Source organism: Acinetobacter rongchengensis (genome assembly GCF_003611475.1).
Lineage (GTDB): Bacteria > Pseudomonadota > Gammaproteobacteria > Pseudomonadales > Moraxellaceae > Acinetobacter > Acinetobacter rongchengensis.
On sequence record NZ_RAXT01000065.1, the window covers coordinates 1 to 15,357 of the forward strand.

A 15,357-nucleotide genomic window follows, 5' to 3' on the forward strand; every position below is an offset into this window, starting at 1 on the left:
CTCTTTTTTGATCGATCATCGAACTCATCATCTGTATTTGTAATAATTAAACTAAAACTATGATTCTGAATTGATTTTTTAATAGAGTTGGTTGTTAGTAGCATAAGCTCACCAATTCTAAGACCATAGTTGAGCATGAGATGTATGATCAGAAAGTTTCTGAGTTGTACATTTTTAGATCTAAAAGGATTTAATTCATTGTATTTATTAGAGTTACTTGGTGAAATGACTGAATACAATCCTTTAATCATTTCCTGATTCATGCTCTTAAAATTATGATTTATCTCACTTTTAATTGTCTTATTGGCTTTTGAAAAATTATTTATAATTTTTTTCTTTATTGTCATATATTTATTCAAGTTTTCTTTAATTTTTTGAATTTCCTTCAACGTAAGTTGTGGCTGTGATTGCATGCTTAAGTATTCATTAATCAAGAAGTTGTAAAACTTTAAGAAGGATCTAACTCTATGACCAATTGTTGTGTAATTAATATGTTCTGAATTGCTTAGCCGTATAAGATTACTTTCAAGTTTTTTATTATTTTCTAAGTAAACAATGAAATTATCAATTTCACATTGAATGATCTCAAAATTATAGGATGTCGAATAGAACGACTCACAAAAGGACGTGGCAAACTTTTCAAACCAAAATTCATACCAAAATTTTATTGCGATTAAATCTGCATGCTGCGTAGAGATACTTTGAAATCTAAGAAATTTCATGGTGTACAGCATAGGGTACATACATGGACAGAATGAATCTAAATCAAATAAAAGAATAATTTGATTTTCGTTTGAGACTTTCTTTTCTAAATGAATTGTTTTTAAAGCAAACATAGTAAAGTTTATGAATTATTCTTAAGGTCAACATATCATATTTTATGATTGAAATAGAAATTAGTTAAGTTATTGAATCTTAGTTCAAGAAAGAAAAATATGAAGTTATTGTTAGGTGTATCGGAATTGTCATAATTATAATTCTCAAAGGAGTAGAAAAGGCACTACCCCACAATTTTTTCTCTCAAAATGTCATTCACTGTCATTTTTTAGTGGCAAGTACCAGGTGCAATTCTTTTTACGGTGTATTACACCGTAGATGTTTTGAGTGAGCTTAGCTGGCACCGTAAAAGTTTTGATCGACAAAATATCCAAAGTCAACTGGACTGTTAATCCATTTGCTAAACAAAACGTGAAACAGCAAATTATTGTAGTCTATATATTTTTCATAATTGTTCACGATACCTAAGTTCAGCAAGTTTTTTTCAAACTCAATGCGTTCAATGGGTTCTGATTTCACAAATGCATGGATGGATGCTTTGATTACATGATAATTATAACTTTCTGATGGACATTGACGTTCACATGAAATAATTCCAGCTTCAATGAACAAATTAATATTACGCTGCCAAGAACGTCCGTGAATGTGGTAATTCAGGCAGTCACCAAGTTTTTGCAGATCTGACAATTTAAAGGATTTGTTTTGGCAAACTGCAAAATATGTAAAGGTAAAATAACGATATGAAATATCTTTTTTTAATATCTTAAACTTAGGATTGTCATAAAAGTTAACATTAGCATTCGTTCTATATATTTTAAGGAACAGCTCACCATACTTACTTAATCTATAATATTTAGATGAGCGACAAGTAGAACGCCCTAGATCCTCTATCATCCCCAATTGGACCCAATTTTTAATAAGACGCTGAATAGAACGAACGAGCCATTTAGACTTATAACCCTCTAATTCATCTATATAGGTGCCTTTCAGGAAGTGAACACTCAATGGTCGTGGGTGATGTTCTACAAACTGAGTGAACAGTCGATGTATAAATTTTATATCCAAAATTGTATTTAGAGCTCTCATGATAAGTACTTTAAAACCATCTTAAAACCATCTTAAAACCATCTTAAAACCATCTTAAAACCATCTTAAAACCATTTTAACAAAACCTTTTAAACCTTTTAATTTTTTTTAAATTAAATATACTTAAAACCATAATAATAGCTTAAAGGGTTTTAATTGTGCTAAAGCTAAAATGTATATCGATATTAGCAATGTCAATCATTACACAATCTATCTTTGCTGAAAATTCAGTAGTACTTGATGTTGGCCATTCACCAAAACAAGCTGGATCTACTGCAGCTAACGGCTATCCTGAATACACTTACAACCTTAGCATGGTCAATTCTATTGAATACTTTCTTAAATCGCGTCATGTCCAAGTGCTCAGATCTTCAGTGAATGAAGATAAAGTCTCACTGGTTCAACGTGCGACCAGATACCCTAATGCTAATCTTTTTATTTCGGTGCACCACGACTCAATACCTACTGAGCTGACCAAGTACAAGAATCAACTCAAAGGTTTTTCAATTTTTGTATCAAAGAAAAATCCAGAATACGGAAAAAGTTTGAAATGCGCCAATCTCATTGGCCAGAACCTAAAATCAATTGGTGAAAGCCCTTCTACTTACCATGGCATTAATATACCAGGTGAAAACAAAAAGCTTTTGACCTCAAATGGCGTATATCAATATGACAATCTAGTGGTCCTGAAGAAATCACAAAAGCCGGCGGTTTTAATTGAGATCGGCGTGATTGCCAATCCTGAAGAAGCAAATCGCTTATCTAATCAGAAAGTAATCTGGAAAATATCTGAAAATATTGCTCAGTCGATACAGCAATGTTTAAACCAATAAGGTGCATGCTGCAGTAATCAATATGCACCCCTCTAGAATTAGAATCTTATGCCGACCGTTTCACCATCATCATTGACCGCACCAGCATCATAAGTGTTATGCCATACGCCATTAATCATGACCAAGTGTGGCGCCCAAAATGACACTGTTTGAATATTATGCAAAACATCATCTGGCGTATCGAAACTAGAAGCACCTATATAGCGGAAGAACATCAAGTTTTCGCCTAGTTCTTCAATATACATTTCAGGATCAAAGTCATCCAAAAACTCTTTATCTTCACGTATCACTTCGTTTAACTCAGTTTCAACGAGTTTGAGTAAAGCGGTAGGCGTAGGTAAACCATCATAAGCCCATTCAGACTCTTTACCTTCAAGTTCCATCCCATCTTTAATATCAAATGCAGCGACATATCCAGTAAAGTAATTTTCAGCTTGCGAGAAGTTATTCGGCATGTCTTGATAGTATCTATCAAGTACGGTCTTAATCTTTGCCAAGGTTGCATCAATCGTACTTTGAATTGCACTTTCAGCACGTTCTTGAGCTGTACCTCTTTGCTTAGCTTGCCCCATGTGTACCCCCTGATTATTCACATTTTGACTAGTATTTTATTTCTAAAGCCTATTGTTTCAGCACTTTAAACCGATTCAGTATATACCAAAGGTTTGCTATTTATATTTCATATATACGATAAGTCTCAAATACTACAAATGGCTTGGTAGCTAAGTGATATAACATGTTTTTGTACTTCAGGCTTTACAATGCTTTTCTCAGATTATCTAGACCAACATGCCGTTATTCTTGCGCTATGTTTGGCAATCTGCATATCTTCAGTTGTGGTTTATACAAAGTATAGAACTCTACGCGCCGTTTATCTTACTGGTGCATCCCTATTCACTTTAACCGCCACAATATTTCTATCGATCGGATTTTATTTAACTACATTGGATGTATCTGCTTCAGATAGAAAGGAGATCCAAAGCATTACTTCTCAAGTGAGCCAAGACAAAAATATCGCTTCAGCAATTGAACTCAATCAAAGAAATAACTATGAATTATTGGTTGCAGTATCTCAAAAAGAAAAACCTTACCTACTCAGATCTAGGCAGTATTCAATATGGCCAAGTACGTGACACAGTAAATTTGACGAAATATTCTCAATACAAAACTTTGGTGAATGCTGAGTACTAATTTTTATTGTTGTTTGCGTTGTTCAAGAACGCTGATTTATGCACTACTCGTTGTTCTTCCTCATATCGTATCACTTCATGAGCCACGCAATATAGAGATATATTTCTTAGACATTGTTTCCATAAAAGTTCTGGATAGAGTTTTGTATAGGTCAGGAATGTTCTTTTCCCAAAACAACAATATTTCACCCTTCGTTTTGCATAATTTAAAATCATCGGTATTGGTGAGATCCTCTACCTGTTGAATCATCACTTCCCTTTCTTTTTCTTTGGCTTGTTTTTCTAAAACTTTTTGTTCCTTGATTTTGTCTTGTTCAGACAAAAAGTTCCTACTTTTCTCGCGTTTTTCACTGTCAGTAATGAACTTAACCAAGTGGAATAAATGTTCCATCCATTCATCCGTATGGGTTAAGCCAAGGATGCAACCATTTAGATTAAAGCCAACATTAACCAGGCCTATATCTGATGATGTTTTATTTCTGATATTCAAAATGACATCTTCATCCAGTTCATTTTCTGCAATGAATTCGTCTATATAGTGTTGGTACTCTGGAGATAGAAAACCGTCAAAGGTATATCGAACAACTTCTACCAGTAAAAAATTAACCCCGAAAAGTTCAATGTGTTTTTCAATCTCCTCAACAGGGATTTCCAACTGCATTGTAGATACGAGGCTTTCTACGTGGACCAGTGGCTTACCAATTTGCTGTAACTTTTCATAAAGCTCATTTGCATTCATGGGTTGGTTCAATCCGTTTTTTATATTTTATTCAGCACAGCCAATGTCGCATTGAGCATATCGACTGAAACCTCTAATTTTTTTGCTAAACGGGCCATGTGGCCGTCATCAAGTATTCTTAATGCCTTATGTAATGAAGTATAGTTTTTTAGCTCTGAAAACTCTTCAATTTTTTCATTGATATAGACATCATCTAAACCAGCTTCTTCAAAACACTCAATTACAGATAAGCCAACATATGAAAGTTTCTGTTTTTTAACATATGTTGATTGTTTTTGGTCTATTAAACCAAGTTTCACAGCAATTTTGTGGCTTTCACCACGCTTAGGTAGTCGATTGTTTGTGATGACCCTTGTATTGAAAAATTCTTTTTTTACTTGTTCAAAAGTCTTAGCCATTACGGGCACCATCAAAAGTTAATTATTTCGATCGTTTACGATATATCTTTAGAAGTACAAGAAGCGAATAAATTATTAATCTTGGTTCGCTCTAGCGCGTGGATGTGCATCTTTATAAGAACTAATCAACGTTTCGTGATCTACAAGAATATATACTTGTGTCGAAGATAGTGATTTATGACCTAGCATTTCCTGAACGGCGCGAATATTTTTTGTTTTGTTATACAAGTGCGATGCAAAACTATGTCTCAAAGCATGAGTACTACCAATATTTCCAGAACCATGCGCCTTTAACAGAGCTGTAATGCATGCACCTAAATGGTTTTTCGCAATATGTTTGCCAGATGGTGCAATGAATAAATATCCGCAGTCTTCTACTCCAGCTTTTGAAATCCAACGATTACGAACTAAAAGCCAAGTAGAAATAGCCTCTAGTGATTTTTTTCCTAAAAAAACAATCCGTTCATTATTTCCTTTACCCAATACCTTTAGTTGCATAGCACTGAGGTTGATATCACTTAGTTTGATGGCATGTAATTCAGAGATACGTAAACCGCCAGAATAAGCAATTTCTGCAGCTGCTAGATCTCTTAACTTTTGATTATTGTATTTCGGATTTAATGGCGTCTTGTTATCAAGTATCTCATTCAACGTATTCACGGCGATCGGGCGCGGTAAGCTTTGGTTTTTGAACTTAACCCGAATGTCAGAAAAGAAGTTTTCAGGTATATATTCCTTACGCAGACAATAGTTCAGGAAGTTTTTTAAAGCTGATAAATTTTTGTTGAGTGTTCTTGCAGAAACAATATCAACATCGATTCGATGCAACCGAAATGATGTGATGTAATCGCGGTCTAGTTCCAATAGATGTTTACCTTTAAAAAAAGGCATTTCTAACATCAAAAGTAAGCTCTTTTTGTATTCATTAATCGTCATGTCGGACTTATTTTCAAGCTTCAGGCTATCAAGCCATTCTTGAATCAATTCCTCATTCGACATGCTATGCATGGATAGATTTTCCGACATATGAATACCTAAAGCTCTTGAATAGTTTTCTCTAGCTGAACCTGTTTGTCAGCTCCACTTAATTTTATGACAATCTGCACAATATCCATATATTCTTTTACTGAGATTTTGCCATCTGCTTTCGCAGCATCCACGGTCTTACGTAAAAATGGATTGTCTGCATATTTTTGGAATAAAGGGAACGCTTTAAGGTCATTCAGCGCATCAGCATTAATTGAGTCATTTGAATGTTTAATGATGCAATTTTTCACCTGGTTTTCAGGTGTTTTGATGTAAGTAACTTCGGGCATAAATAGTTTGTATTTTGTAACCAATTGCACCTCATTAGAAGCTAAGCAACTGTATACAATTTGCGATATTGGTTCTTTTGGACCACTAACACTCCACCCTCCCGTAACCATTAAAAATGGGATGTTTGAATACGTGTATTTGAATGTATCATCAACCAGCTTATTAAACTCATATGCTGTCGATAGGTAGCGATCTTTTGTAAAAACATCAACATGTGACATATCCTTCGGAACTTCTGTGCATCCCCCGATCATGATTACAGATGCAATTGAAAGAAGTAATTTCTTCATAGTTCTAACCTTAATTAGATATCCTTTCTAAGTTACAAGTAACTTTTGCTTAGGCTACGGTTAATATTTATCCAGGAACAAAATAAAGCGGTCGATAGTGACCGCTATATACATTAGAAATTGAATTTTTCAGTGTTGTACGCATAGATTTTATTAATATCAATGCGTTTACCTTGCATGGTTGTTATTGCAGTTGGTTGGAATTTAATTGCAAGATCTTTAATTTCAACGTCTTTCCATTCTGGCATGGAAGACGGTATATCAATAGTGCGGCGCTCTTTGGTACGGGTAGCTGGTATCCAGTGGTTTAACTTAACCATTGAGTCACCTAACAATGTACCTCTTTTGCGATCAACAATGCGTAAGTTTCCTTCCACCGAACGTATTTTTAAACCAGAATAGTTATCAATTCCATAAGTAAATGTGTTTTGGTTTTTACCGTAAAAACGTACTGTAAATTGATCGCGCATATAATAATCGTAATGTGCTTTTAATACCTGAAGCATAGTTTCACGATCTACAACATTTTCGACAATATCTTTGTCAGTACGTAAGGACTGCAGTTTATTAAGTGCTGGTTCAACATTCAATTGTTCGTCTGATACGTTTGGATTAACTAAAGGGTTACGTTGAGGGTAGAAAATATCGTTTAAGTAAGCTGTGTGCTGAACTAATAAATACATCGCTCGTTGTCGAGTATTCATCTGTTGATAAAGGTGAGCTGTCGCTTTGTATCGTTGATTTGAATTGTTCTCAAAATAGCTATCAGACAGTTTATATTCGCTGATTTCAGGTGTAAGGCCACCAGCAACAACATTAAAGTTTTTAGATGGCGTTAAAAGCCCCACGTAAGCTTCTTTAAAGTTTGGATTTGGGGTTGGTACATCATCATAAGCAAAAGCAGTATGTGCTATTACAGTACCAAGGATACCCACCATCGCAGTTTTTAATAGTTTCATTCAGTATTCTCTGTATAACTTTAAAAGGGTTTTATGTTTGAAAGTATAATACTTTATTTTTGTGCATTTAAAAAACCACTATTTAAACTTAAAGTAAAAATAATAATATTTCTTAAACCTATTTAACGCCATTCGTTAAACTATCGCTTAATCTCATTAGTCTTTTAAAGGTCAGGTAGTTTTTTGGTAGTAGTTTAGAATTAAGCGTTAAATTTGAGCATTGATCTAAGTCAATTTGGGCATTTTGATCGATAGGAAAGAGTTGTCCTTGATATGCAAAACCAGTCGAATTTTTAGCGATCGACTCAATCAAAAATACACCGTATTTATCTTGTTCCGTGGCCACTGTACTTAAACCACCTAAGGATGTAATCAGGTTTTTAAAATATCCTGGTATTGCGTTCTTAGTGCGTAAGAATTCTATTTGATTTTCAAATGCTTCAGGTGTGAGACATAACATAAAAGCATTTTTCTTTTCTTCTGGCGTTTCAAATACCTTGCCATTGGTCCACGACAGGATATTCGGCTTGAATACATGCAGTACTTCAACCGATTTAAGAAGATCCGCTACATTTGTTTTATGTTGTTCATCGGCTTCAGGCACAAACTGATTTTTGGTATATACCGCAGTACAAAACCACTCATAATCAATTAGCTGATTATCGGCATCTAATGGTTCATACAGCAAATACACGGCGCTATCACGCTTAATGGCCAACAGTGGTGATACTGCATATTGTTCTGCAAACTGAGTGATTGCATCCAAGAGCTCACTTGATATGTTGAGTTTTTTGGCATTGAATTCATCGCAAATTAACAGTAATTCTTGAGTGAGTGTTGGTACCACGTTTAACGGCGAACCAGTCTTGTTCAGCATCTCGTTAATAGCATTCTCAATTGCCCCTTTTGTTAGGCTATTGATGAACTGCAGCTGCTCTAATGAGATCCCTTCATGATCCAAAGCCTGTATGACCAGATCAAAAGCATGACGAATTTTCTTCTCAAAATGGTTTGCGTACGATAATCCCCAAGCGTCAGAAAAAAATGAGACTGTTTGTTCTGTATAGCTGGTATTCATTAGGGTTTTGGCAAGTTGCGCGTTACCGATTAAGTCACTTTCATCTTCTAATTTTTTACGCAAGTACTTCTCAATACCTTGTTTGCGAACGTACTGGATCTTCTTCAGGTTTTGACTTGATAGCCAAGTCTTATATTGCGATACAGCATATTGAATGTTCATATCGGCATATGCAGTAATACGGCAAGGTATACCATCAAAGAACGTTGGTAGAAGCACCTGTAAGAGCTCTAAATCACAAAGAGAAGCATAGATAACGCCGTCAGCCACTTCAAGGTCTGTAATCTTCACTGAGAATGAGTGAATACCGACTCGAACCAGTATTAATTTATCGGTATTTATTAGCACCGCATCATAAGAACTTTCACTGGTGATATTGTTTGCTTTAACCCATTTTTCCCAATGGTTAACGATATGGCCAGAAAGCGCTTCACGAGTATCGAAAGGTTGATCTAGATCTGCAGTTGCACTTATGAACGTATCTAAGCTAAACGCATATCGTAAAGGCTTTAGCTCGATATATGTCTCAATCGCTGTTGTATGTTGCTGAATACCATTAGTAATGCTTTGGAGCTTCAGTGCATAGTTCAAAGCCTCAAGCTGGAGCACTTCATCATCACCGATCTGCTGAAACACCGATGTAGCATATGAAAAATTAGTTTGTTCGCCGTGAATATAACGTCTTTCTTGCCCAATCTGCAGATACAGATTTTTGGCATCAGATTGGACTAAATCTAGGTAATTTTGTGGCTGAAGATCCTGAGCAAGTTGCGTAAAAGGTATTTTAATTTTTGATACTTTAGGTGCTTTTTTTAAACCTTCAATTGATGTCGGAAATTCAATAACATCTAAAATAAAATCTAGGTTTAAAGTTTTAACATCTATGATCAAATGGTTTTTATAAAAACGTCCAATCAGGTTATTAAAAAAACAAACTTGGGTTTTATGGTTTAGCATAAATATACCTTTATGAATCTTAAAGATCATCTTATAATAGTAGTATAAGTTTTAATACTATTTATCATGTGGTATTTTTAAACAAAGATAAAACTTTTAGTGAGTTGTTTCATGACAGAATCAGTTGTACCAAATAATAGCGCTTCAGAGAACGCACAAATACCAGGTACGATCGGAACATCAGCCGTTGCAGAACACAAGGGCGATAGTTTTAACGGCACAAGCATCATCACGATTGGTCGAGTTGACTTAAGTAGTTCTATTGAGCCTCTATTTGTACCAGTCTCAACATTGTGGTCCATCACACCGGGTAATTATCCTTTAAGCGCAGAAAATATTAAAAACTGCACGGCAGTACGATTTGAGGGTGAAGAACTACTTACCCAAAACTTCGCATTAGGCTCAATTGTGGTTTATAAAATCAATGGTGTTTTAGGGAACCATGTAATTGTGGTCAGTGAGGATCGAGACGGCGGTAACGATAACCGTGCGATTTACTGCAATAGCTTCAATACAACATGTAATATCTTATCTCAGTACGGTATTGCCTTCGCTGAGCTATATCGCCGCAAAGTATTAGAGCTTGATCAAGTCCTCTATACCAACCTCAATAGATCTCTTTTACAATCTCACTATGCAGAAAATGAAACTGACGTTATTGATTTAGAGTGGAATACAAAGCACCACCCTACTCTATACGTTCATGCGTCAAACTTAGTTGCATCTGAAGAGCACGGTTTTGTGAAATATGATGGTCGTATGGCTGGTATTGGTACCTTTTCTACAAAATGTCTAACTGCAGACCGTAACGGCAACTTAATTAAACCAGAGCTGGCCTTCCTTAATAACATTATTGAAATTAATGTTACTGAAAAAGATGCGTTAGAGTTCTTGAATTGCTCTATTACGAATAACCACTACTTTTCGCGTATGGTTGATCAACTCAAAAGTACTGGTCGTAAAGAATATGACTTCATCACGAACAACATTGATTTCTTCGCCGTACATGTGAAGCTTAACCTTGAAGAAGATCGTCCTAAAATTACGCGAATGGTTTTAGCACCAGATTTACCAATTCTGGAAAACTATTTGTATAAGCAATACGATCCAACCTACCTTGGTGAAGCCGTTGACGACTTAATTCAGTAATACAGATCTAAAAAAGCTAAAAGCCTACAATGTAGGCTTTTTTTTTGATCACGACTATTATCACTTGGAGTATCACGATCTTCTGACTGAATAAGATTGCGAACTCTAGGAGCAACACCCTGATCCCAAGAATATTCTTTACATATAGGAACAGGTAAAAAATAACTTTAAAAAAATAATATAGTTTGTTCCTAAATATTCCTTACCTGTTTAGTGATTAAGGCGCTTTAAAATTCAATTGGATTTTATAAGTGTTCAAGACATCTGCTATAACAGTACCTTCAGGGATCTCAATCTTATCCCCTACTTTGTATGTGTTCACAAATTGCCAAAACACCGCTTTTTCTTGTGGATCTAAACGAGAAAGGATGTATAGATAAGCAGATTCAAGCTGTTGTTGGCTTGCATAACTATCTACTGATACTACTGGCGTAGTTGCGAAGTTATAGTTCAATTCATCAAGAAGAGCTTCATATACAGTCGTACTTGCATACTTGCTGTATTTACCCTTGTTTTCAGGAACCGTATAGCCGTGGTTGTAATTGATCATACGAGCAACGTAACTGGCCAATAGTTCCGAGTTTTTAGGGTTTTGCTGTAAATAGTCTTCCAGCTTGGATTTATCAGCTTCGTGCGCCGTTAAAACCACTTCCCCGTTATTAATAACATTCAAGTTAAGTTTAATGCTCTTAATTTTACGAGGCGGTTGTTCAAATTCCGCACCATTAAAGCGATGTTTAACATTGATATAGTATTGTTCAATTGCATTCGCTTTAACTAAGGGAATTGGTGAAGATGATACAATTGGAGTTTGTGAGACTTTAACGGTTGTGTTGTTGGCATAGAGGTGTGCTGATAGCGAGATTGTACCAATCAGTAAAGCTAAAGTACGTTTATTAAATACCATTTTAAACTTTTCCAGTGAAATAGTCGGTGTTATTTGTGAGAACCAGTTTTACTTTTAAAACTGCTTCTAAGCTGTCTTTACAAGATTATACTATTTTTAACATTGCATCACTAATAGTCCTTAAACATTTTTAGTTAATTCGTATCAATCACCGTTAAAACTATCTAATATGTTTAAGAAGTTTAAGCACCCTTTAAAATTTGTTGTGTATTAGGTTTATGGAAACGATTTTAAATTCCTTTTTGTTAAAGTCTATAATTTATTCATTGTTTTATATAGTGTATAAGTTCGTTTTTGCTTTATGTGGCGTATTTCGCAAACCTAAAACTAAAGCCAAAAAGAATTCAAAAAAAGGCTATCGTAAGCCTCAAAAGAATCAGGAGCTTGTATCTAAAAAAGTCCTTACAAAAGACGAGATTACAATGCTTGATGCACTAGAACAGGTCATTCCATCACGCAACATTTTGGTGCAAGTAAGCATGAGTGCTTTTATGACCACGCAAAACATAAGTACCCGAAATCAGTTTTCTAGGCTTTACGTGGACTATTTGATTGTTGATGAAGACTACAATCCTATATTATCTATTGAGCTTGATGGGCATTATCATAAATATACCCAGGATAAAGATAAAAGGCGTGACGAGCTTTTGAAGAGTGCTGGCATTCCTGTCATTAGGTTTAAGGAAATTCCAGACATAAAAGTTATAAGAAAAACCATTTCAAGGTATATTTAGGTATAAATACGATTAACTCTAATTGATTTTAATAATGTAAATGTGTAAAAATGGTTTTGTCGTAAGAGATATTTTGAATTAATTTTCAAATATATTTCTAAAGGTTTAATCATGAACAACTTAACTCGCAATACTGGAACTAATGACATGTTAAATGTATCAAAACCAGAAAATGTTGCTCAAATGTCACCTGTTGAACTTCAGAATTATATTGAAGAACTTCAACAACAACTAGTCGTTAAAGAAAATAAAGCTTTTCACGATGCTGTTAGTGCCATTAATGCAATCATTTCAGAAAAAATTACTGCCGATGGTGTTGTGGACATCCATACACTTAGTGAATATCTAAAAAACAACCACATTGATACCACAAAAGTTGAGCCTGTAAGACGTCAAAAACGTAAGCTTACGCATGAATGGGTTCACCGTGAAAACAACAGCTTACGTTGGGCTGGTCGCGGTCAAGTAATTAAATGGTTACGTGAAGAAATGATTGAAAAGGGTTTAGATCCTTCAGATAAAGAAGCTGTACGTAGTTATTGCGAACAAAATCTAGACCTTAAAGAGATTTAATCTTTAAAACTAGTGAAACCACCGTAAAAGGTGGTTTTTTTTTGCCATTATATAGTGTCGTTAAGCGATACCCTATTCTATTAGCTTTCAGCCGATAACAAGAAAATTTGCAATTGGTATATACTTAAACCGTTTTTATAAAGGTCACGTTATACAACGGACTAGTTTTAGTTAAATTTTGGTATATACATTATAAGTATATGTGACTATACCTTTGCTTATGTTTCGCTGGAGGCGATTAAATGTCATTCAAAACTCTATTATTAACTGGCTTATTATCTGTAGGTTTGGTTTTAGTTGGTTGTAGTAAAAAAGAAGAATCAACATCTCAATCAAAACCTATTCAACCAGATGAACAAATTGACAAAGTAGATCCATCTGCAGACCTACAAGCAGCGCGTGAAGCTTATGTCGATAATGAAAAACCTTCAAAAGTTGAGGGCCACGATTTTGATGCACATCAAAAAACTGCAGAACAAAATCCACCAAAAGAGGACGAGCCAAATGATATGTCTTCTATGCTGAACGCTGCAGCTGCAGATGCTCAAAAACAAGCAGATCAAAACAAATAACAGCACATAAGCTTGGTACATCTTTAAAGGGGATTCGTTATCCCCTTTTTTAATGCGCCTTTAAAATACTTTTTAAATTCCCTTATTAAAACTTAACTAAAACAGTGATTCATTTTAACTAAAAAAACTTTATACCCCACGACTTAGTTATAATTAACCAGTTAAAACGTAATTAGATAAATGCGTTAAGGAGTATTAAAAATGGCATATGAATATAACTCGCAAGATAAGCGGTTTGAATTCCCTAATCCCTACCGAATAGAAAACATTTTTAAAGTGATCGGTGCCATCGTTTTTATGCTGGCTGGCCTAAGCTTAATTTTCAGTGCAAAAGGTCTATTCAGTAACGGTGTATTTGTTGCACTACCACCGCTTATAGTTGGTCTAGCAATGTTCAGTTATGGCGCTCTACTGCTGACCACAGGCTTATCAAACCTAAAGTTCTACTTTGGTCGTGATCAACCAGCCGGACTTGCACAGGAGTTATCCATTCAAGAAACTGGTGCTTATCCTGGTGCAACCGATATTAAAGAGATCCTACGCCAAAGCGCTTTGATTTATGAAGAACCAAAAGGCTCAGTGAACGGGATTCTATATTCACTGTTCCCTAATCTTATTTTTTCGCCATTATTCATCCGTAACGCTGCAGAAGCTCAATTTCAAAATGCGATTGTTTTTCTGATTACCTTAGTGAGTGCTCTAATCGCGTATGTGGGTGCATCACCCAATACAGGTGCTTGGCTTGGGATTGTTTACAACGCCATTATTTTGATTGTTTTATTGCGTCCTATGGCTAATCCGAACTCAGGTGCACAAGAAATTGGTTTATCTAAAGTCATTGGTTTGGTTTTAGTCGCCATTCTTGGACCTGTATTGGTTCCTATCCTTACCCAACATGCAGTTGCACCTATTTGGTTGCCAAGCATGGATAAAGCAATTTTTACGTTAATTGCAGCGCTGATTGCGATTGCGATATTCTTCTTGGCCGTGATTGCTCAAATGGTAAAACAGCCACCACAAGCCAGTGCTGGAGTCGTTCAGGATAGTTTGAGTATGAATTGCCAACCAATGCAGTTGTTTGATGAACTTGAACGCCATCTACAAAAGAATTGGGAAAGTGCTATTCCTAACAGAATCTATTCACGCCAGTTGCCAGTTATCAACTCTCGCAGTAAAAACGGTGCTTTTGAGGGTGAGATCTTAGAAGAAACTCAACCAGTGCCAATCAATACCCTTCGTGATATGACATTGAGCTCATGCTTCAAAGAAGAAAAGTATCGCTGGTTAGCCATCCTCAATAGTTTTGGATTGTTAAGTTTTATTGCTTCAGTCGTATTAATGACTATTTTTGCCAAAGGTCTATATAACGGAAGCTATCTGGATTTTAGCGTCTTCACTTATGGTTTCTTTGGTGTATCGATGTGGATCTTAGGGAAGTTTTGTTTTGAGCACGGTAATTACCTATGGAGCCGTTTTGACTTTGTATCAAAACTAATATGGGTTGAGGCTAAAGGTAGCTATCAATTGTCTCAAATTAACTTTGGCCGTTACCTTGACGACAGCGTGAAATCACAAAAAGAAGTCATCAATGTTGAAACCATGACGTTACGTGTCTGGTACGCTGAAATTAGCACAACGACCTTCGGTAAATATCAAAACCGTGCGATCTTGAGCATGACTGCTTGTACTGATGATGCTGTTGTACTGAAAGAGCATTTAGCCGACTTTGCCAAAAGCCAAAGCATTGTGGTTGCCCCAACGTCTGAAGCAGATATTAACCGCATGTCATCTATGAACC

The 15,357-nt window shown here is 35.5% G+C and carries 18 protein-coding genes; 7 read left to right on the forward strand and 11 right to left on the reverse strand.

From position 1 onward, the window contains the following. Both D7V20_RS20380 and D7V20_RS16960 read right to left on the reverse strand, forming a co-directional pair. A partial coding sequence (locus D7V20_RS20380; protein WP_120385214.1) for a site-specific integrase occupies positions 1 to 836 on the reverse strand: 836 nt, incomplete at its 3' end. 274 nt (positions 837 to 1,110) lie between these two features. After that, positions 1,111 to 1,863, reverse strand: coding sequence for a hypothetical protein (locus tag D7V20_RS16960; protein ID WP_005006271.1), 753 nt, complete (start codon positions 1,861 to 1,863; stop codon positions 1,111 to 1,113). 191 nt (positions 1,864 to 2,054) lie between these two features. On the opposite strand from D7V20_RS16960, the gene D7V20_RS16965 reads away from it, so the two are divergent. Then, positions 2,055 to 2,696 (forward strand): N-acetylmuramoyl-L-alanine amidase family protein, encoded by a 642-nt coding sequence (locus tag D7V20_RS16965; RefSeq protein WP_005028445.1) that lies wholly within the window; start codon positions 2,055 to 2,057, stop codon positions 2,694 to 2,696. 38 nt (positions 2,697 to 2,734) lie between these two features. Here D7V20_RS16965 and D7V20_RS16970 read toward each other — a convergent pair whose 3' ends face one another. Further along, a complete protein-coding gene (locus D7V20_RS16970; protein ID WP_005006266.1) occupies positions 2,735 to 3,268 on the reverse strand; it encodes a hypothetical protein in 534 nt (177 codons plus the stop codon). 189 nt (positions 3,269 to 3,457) lie between these two features. On the opposite strand from D7V20_RS16970, the gene D7V20_RS16975 reads away from it, so the two are divergent. Further along, on the forward strand, positions 3,458 to 3,829 hold the full coding sequence (locus tag D7V20_RS16975; RefSeq protein ID WP_233747462.1) for a hypothetical protein: 372 nt from the start codon (positions 3,458 to 3,460) through the stop codon (positions 3,827 to 3,829). 133 nt (positions 3,830 to 3,962) lie between these two features. Here the strand turns inward: D7V20_RS16975 and D7V20_RS20205 are convergent, their stop codons facing one another. The 7 genes from D7V20_RS20205 to D7V20_RS20215 form a co-directional block, all read right to left on the reverse strand. Next, a complete protein-coding gene (locus D7V20_RS20205; RefSeq protein ID WP_227553516.1) occupies positions 3,963 to 4,625 on the reverse strand; it encodes a hypothetical protein in 663 nt (220 codons plus the stop codon). 20 nt (positions 4,626 to 4,645) lie between these two features. After that, positions 4,646 to 5,023 (reverse strand): helix-turn-helix domain-containing protein, encoded by a 378-nt coding sequence (locus tag D7V20_RS16985; protein ID WP_005006227.1) that lies wholly within the window; start codon positions 5,021 to 5,023, stop codon positions 4,646 to 4,648. Between the two features lie 75 nt (positions 5,024 to 5,098). Then, complete coding sequence (locus tag D7V20_RS16990) at positions 5,099 to 6,049, reverse strand: tyrosine-type recombinase/integrase (protein WP_227541429.1); 951 nt, start codon at positions 6,047 to 6,049, stop codon at positions 5,099 to 5,101. 8 nt (positions 6,050 to 6,057) lie between these two features. Then, positions 6,058 to 6,630, reverse strand: a complete 573-nt coding sequence (locus D7V20_RS16995; protein WP_120385215.1) for a hypothetical protein — start codon at positions 6,628 to 6,630, stop codon at positions 6,058 to 6,060. Positions 6,631 to 6,743: 113 nt separating this feature from the next. After that, positions 6,744 to 7,568 (reverse strand): hypothetical protein, encoded by an 825-nt coding sequence (locus D7V20_RS17000; RefSeq protein WP_235831664.1) that lies wholly within the window; start codon positions 7,566 to 7,568, stop codon positions 6,744 to 6,746. Between the two features lie 139 nt (positions 7,569 to 7,707). Next, positions 7,708 to 9,624 (reverse strand): hypothetical protein, encoded by a 1,917-nt coding sequence (locus D7V20_RS20210; RefSeq protein WP_005006220.1) that lies wholly within the window; start codon positions 9,622 to 9,624, stop codon positions 7,708 to 7,710. Positions 9,625 to 9,701: 77 nt separating this feature from the next. Next, positions 9,702 to 9,926, reverse strand: a complete 225-nt coding sequence (locus D7V20_RS20215) for a hypothetical protein (RefSeq protein ID WP_235831665.1) — start codon at positions 9,924 to 9,926, stop codon at positions 9,702 to 9,704. On the opposite strand from D7V20_RS20215, the gene D7V20_RS17010 reads away from it, so the two are divergent. Beyond that, positions 9,916 to 10,773 (forward strand): hypothetical protein, encoded by an 858-nt coding sequence (locus tag D7V20_RS17010; RefSeq protein ID WP_228274092.1) that lies wholly within the window; start codon positions 9,916 to 9,918, stop codon positions 10,771 to 10,773. The two genes, D7V20_RS20215 and D7V20_RS17010, sit on opposite strands and share 11 nt — an antisense overlap. Positions 10,774 to 10,990: 217 nt before the next feature. Here D7V20_RS17010 and D7V20_RS17020 read toward each other — a convergent pair whose 3' ends face one another. Further along, on the reverse strand, positions 10,991 to 11,680 hold the full coding sequence (locus D7V20_RS17020; RefSeq protein WP_005006214.1) for a hypothetical protein: 690 nt from the start codon (positions 11,678 to 11,680) through the stop codon (positions 10,991 to 10,993). A 218-nt stretch (positions 11,681 to 11,898) separates the two neighbouring features. Here D7V20_RS17020 and D7V20_RS17025 point away from each other — a divergent pair, with 218 nt between their 5' ends. The 4 genes from D7V20_RS17025 to D7V20_RS17040 all read left to right on the forward strand — a co-directional run. Beyond that, positions 11,899 to 12,414 (forward strand): DUF2726 domain-containing protein, encoded by a 516-nt coding sequence (locus D7V20_RS17025; protein ID WP_120385217.1) that lies wholly within the window; start codon positions 11,899 to 11,901, stop codon positions 12,412 to 12,414. 111 nt (positions 12,415 to 12,525) lie between these two features. Continuing rightward, positions 12,526 to 12,987, forward strand: a complete 462-nt coding sequence (locus tag D7V20_RS17030) for an H-NS histone family protein (RefSeq protein WP_038350047.1) — start codon at positions 12,526 to 12,528, stop codon at positions 12,985 to 12,987. Positions 12,988 to 13,229: 242 nt separating this feature from the next. Next, positions 13,230 to 13,559: a hypothetical protein gene (locus D7V20_RS17035; RefSeq protein ID WP_038350046.1), complete on the forward strand. Its 330-nt coding sequence runs from the start codon at positions 13,230 to 13,232 to the stop codon at positions 13,557 to 13,559. A 201-nt stretch (positions 13,560 to 13,760) separates the two neighbouring features. Continuing rightward, positions 13,761 to 15,357: zinc ribbon domain-containing protein (locus D7V20_RS17040; protein WP_120385218.1), on the forward strand; the 1,597-nt coding region annotated here is incomplete at its 3' end.

Bases quoted from the DNA above. Each gene is read 5' to 3' on its own strand.
- D7V20_RS16960 (WP_005006271.1), bottom strand. From the start codon at position 1,863: ATGAGAGCTCTAAATACAATTTTGGATATAAAATTTATACATCGACTG.
- D7V20_RS16965 (WP_005028445.1), top strand. From the start codon at position 2,055: ATGTCAATCATTACACAATCTATCTTTGCTGAAAATTCAGTAGTACTT.
- D7V20_RS16970 (WP_005006266.1), bottom strand. From the start codon at position 3,268: ATGGGGCAAGCTAAGCAAAGAGGTACAGCTCAAGAACGTGCTGAAAGT.
- D7V20_RS16975 (WP_233747462.1), top strand. From the start codon at position 3,458: ATGCTTTTCTCAGATTATCTAGACCAACATGCCGTTATTCTTGCGCTA.
- D7V20_RS20205 (WP_227553516.1), bottom strand. From the start codon at position 4,625: ATGAATGCAAATGAGCTTTATGAAAAGTTACAGCAAATTGGTAAGCCA.
- D7V20_RS16985 (WP_005006227.1), bottom strand. From the start codon at position 5,023: ATGGCTAAGACTTTTGAACAAGTAAAAAAAGAATTTTTCAATACAAGG.
- D7V20_RS16990 (WP_227541429.1), bottom strand. From the start codon at position 6,049: ATGTCGGAAAATCTATCCATGCATAGCATGTCGAATGAGGAATTGATT.
- D7V20_RS16995 (WP_120385215.1), bottom strand. From the start codon at position 6,630: ATGAAGAAATTACTTCTTTCAATTGCATCTGTAATCATGATCGGGGGA.
- D7V20_RS17000 (WP_235831664.1), bottom strand. From the start codon at position 7,568: ATGGTGGGTATCCTTGGTACTGTAATAGCACATACTGCTTTTGCTTAT.
- D7V20_RS20210 (WP_005006220.1), bottom strand. From the start codon at position 9,624: ATGCTAAACCATAAAACCCAAGTTTGTTTTTTTAATAACCTGATTGGA.
- D7V20_RS20215 (WP_235831665.1), bottom strand. From the start codon at position 9,926: ATGGACCACAATGTTGAGACTGGTACAAATAGAGGCTCAATAGAACTA.
- D7V20_RS17020 (WP_005006214.1), bottom strand. From the start codon at position 11,680: ATGGTATTTAATAAACGTACTTTAGCTTTACTGATTGGTACAATCTCG.
- D7V20_RS17025 (WP_120385217.1), top strand. From the start codon at position 11,899: ATGGAAACGATTTTAAATTCCTTTTTGTTAAAGTCTATAATTTATTCA.
- D7V20_RS17030 (WP_038350047.1), top strand. From the start codon at position 12,526: ATGAACAACTTAACTCGCAATACTGGAACTAATGACATGTTAAATGTA.
- D7V20_RS17035 (WP_038350046.1), top strand. From the start codon at position 13,230: ATGTCATTCAAAACTCTATTATTAACTGGCTTATTATCTGTAGGTTTG.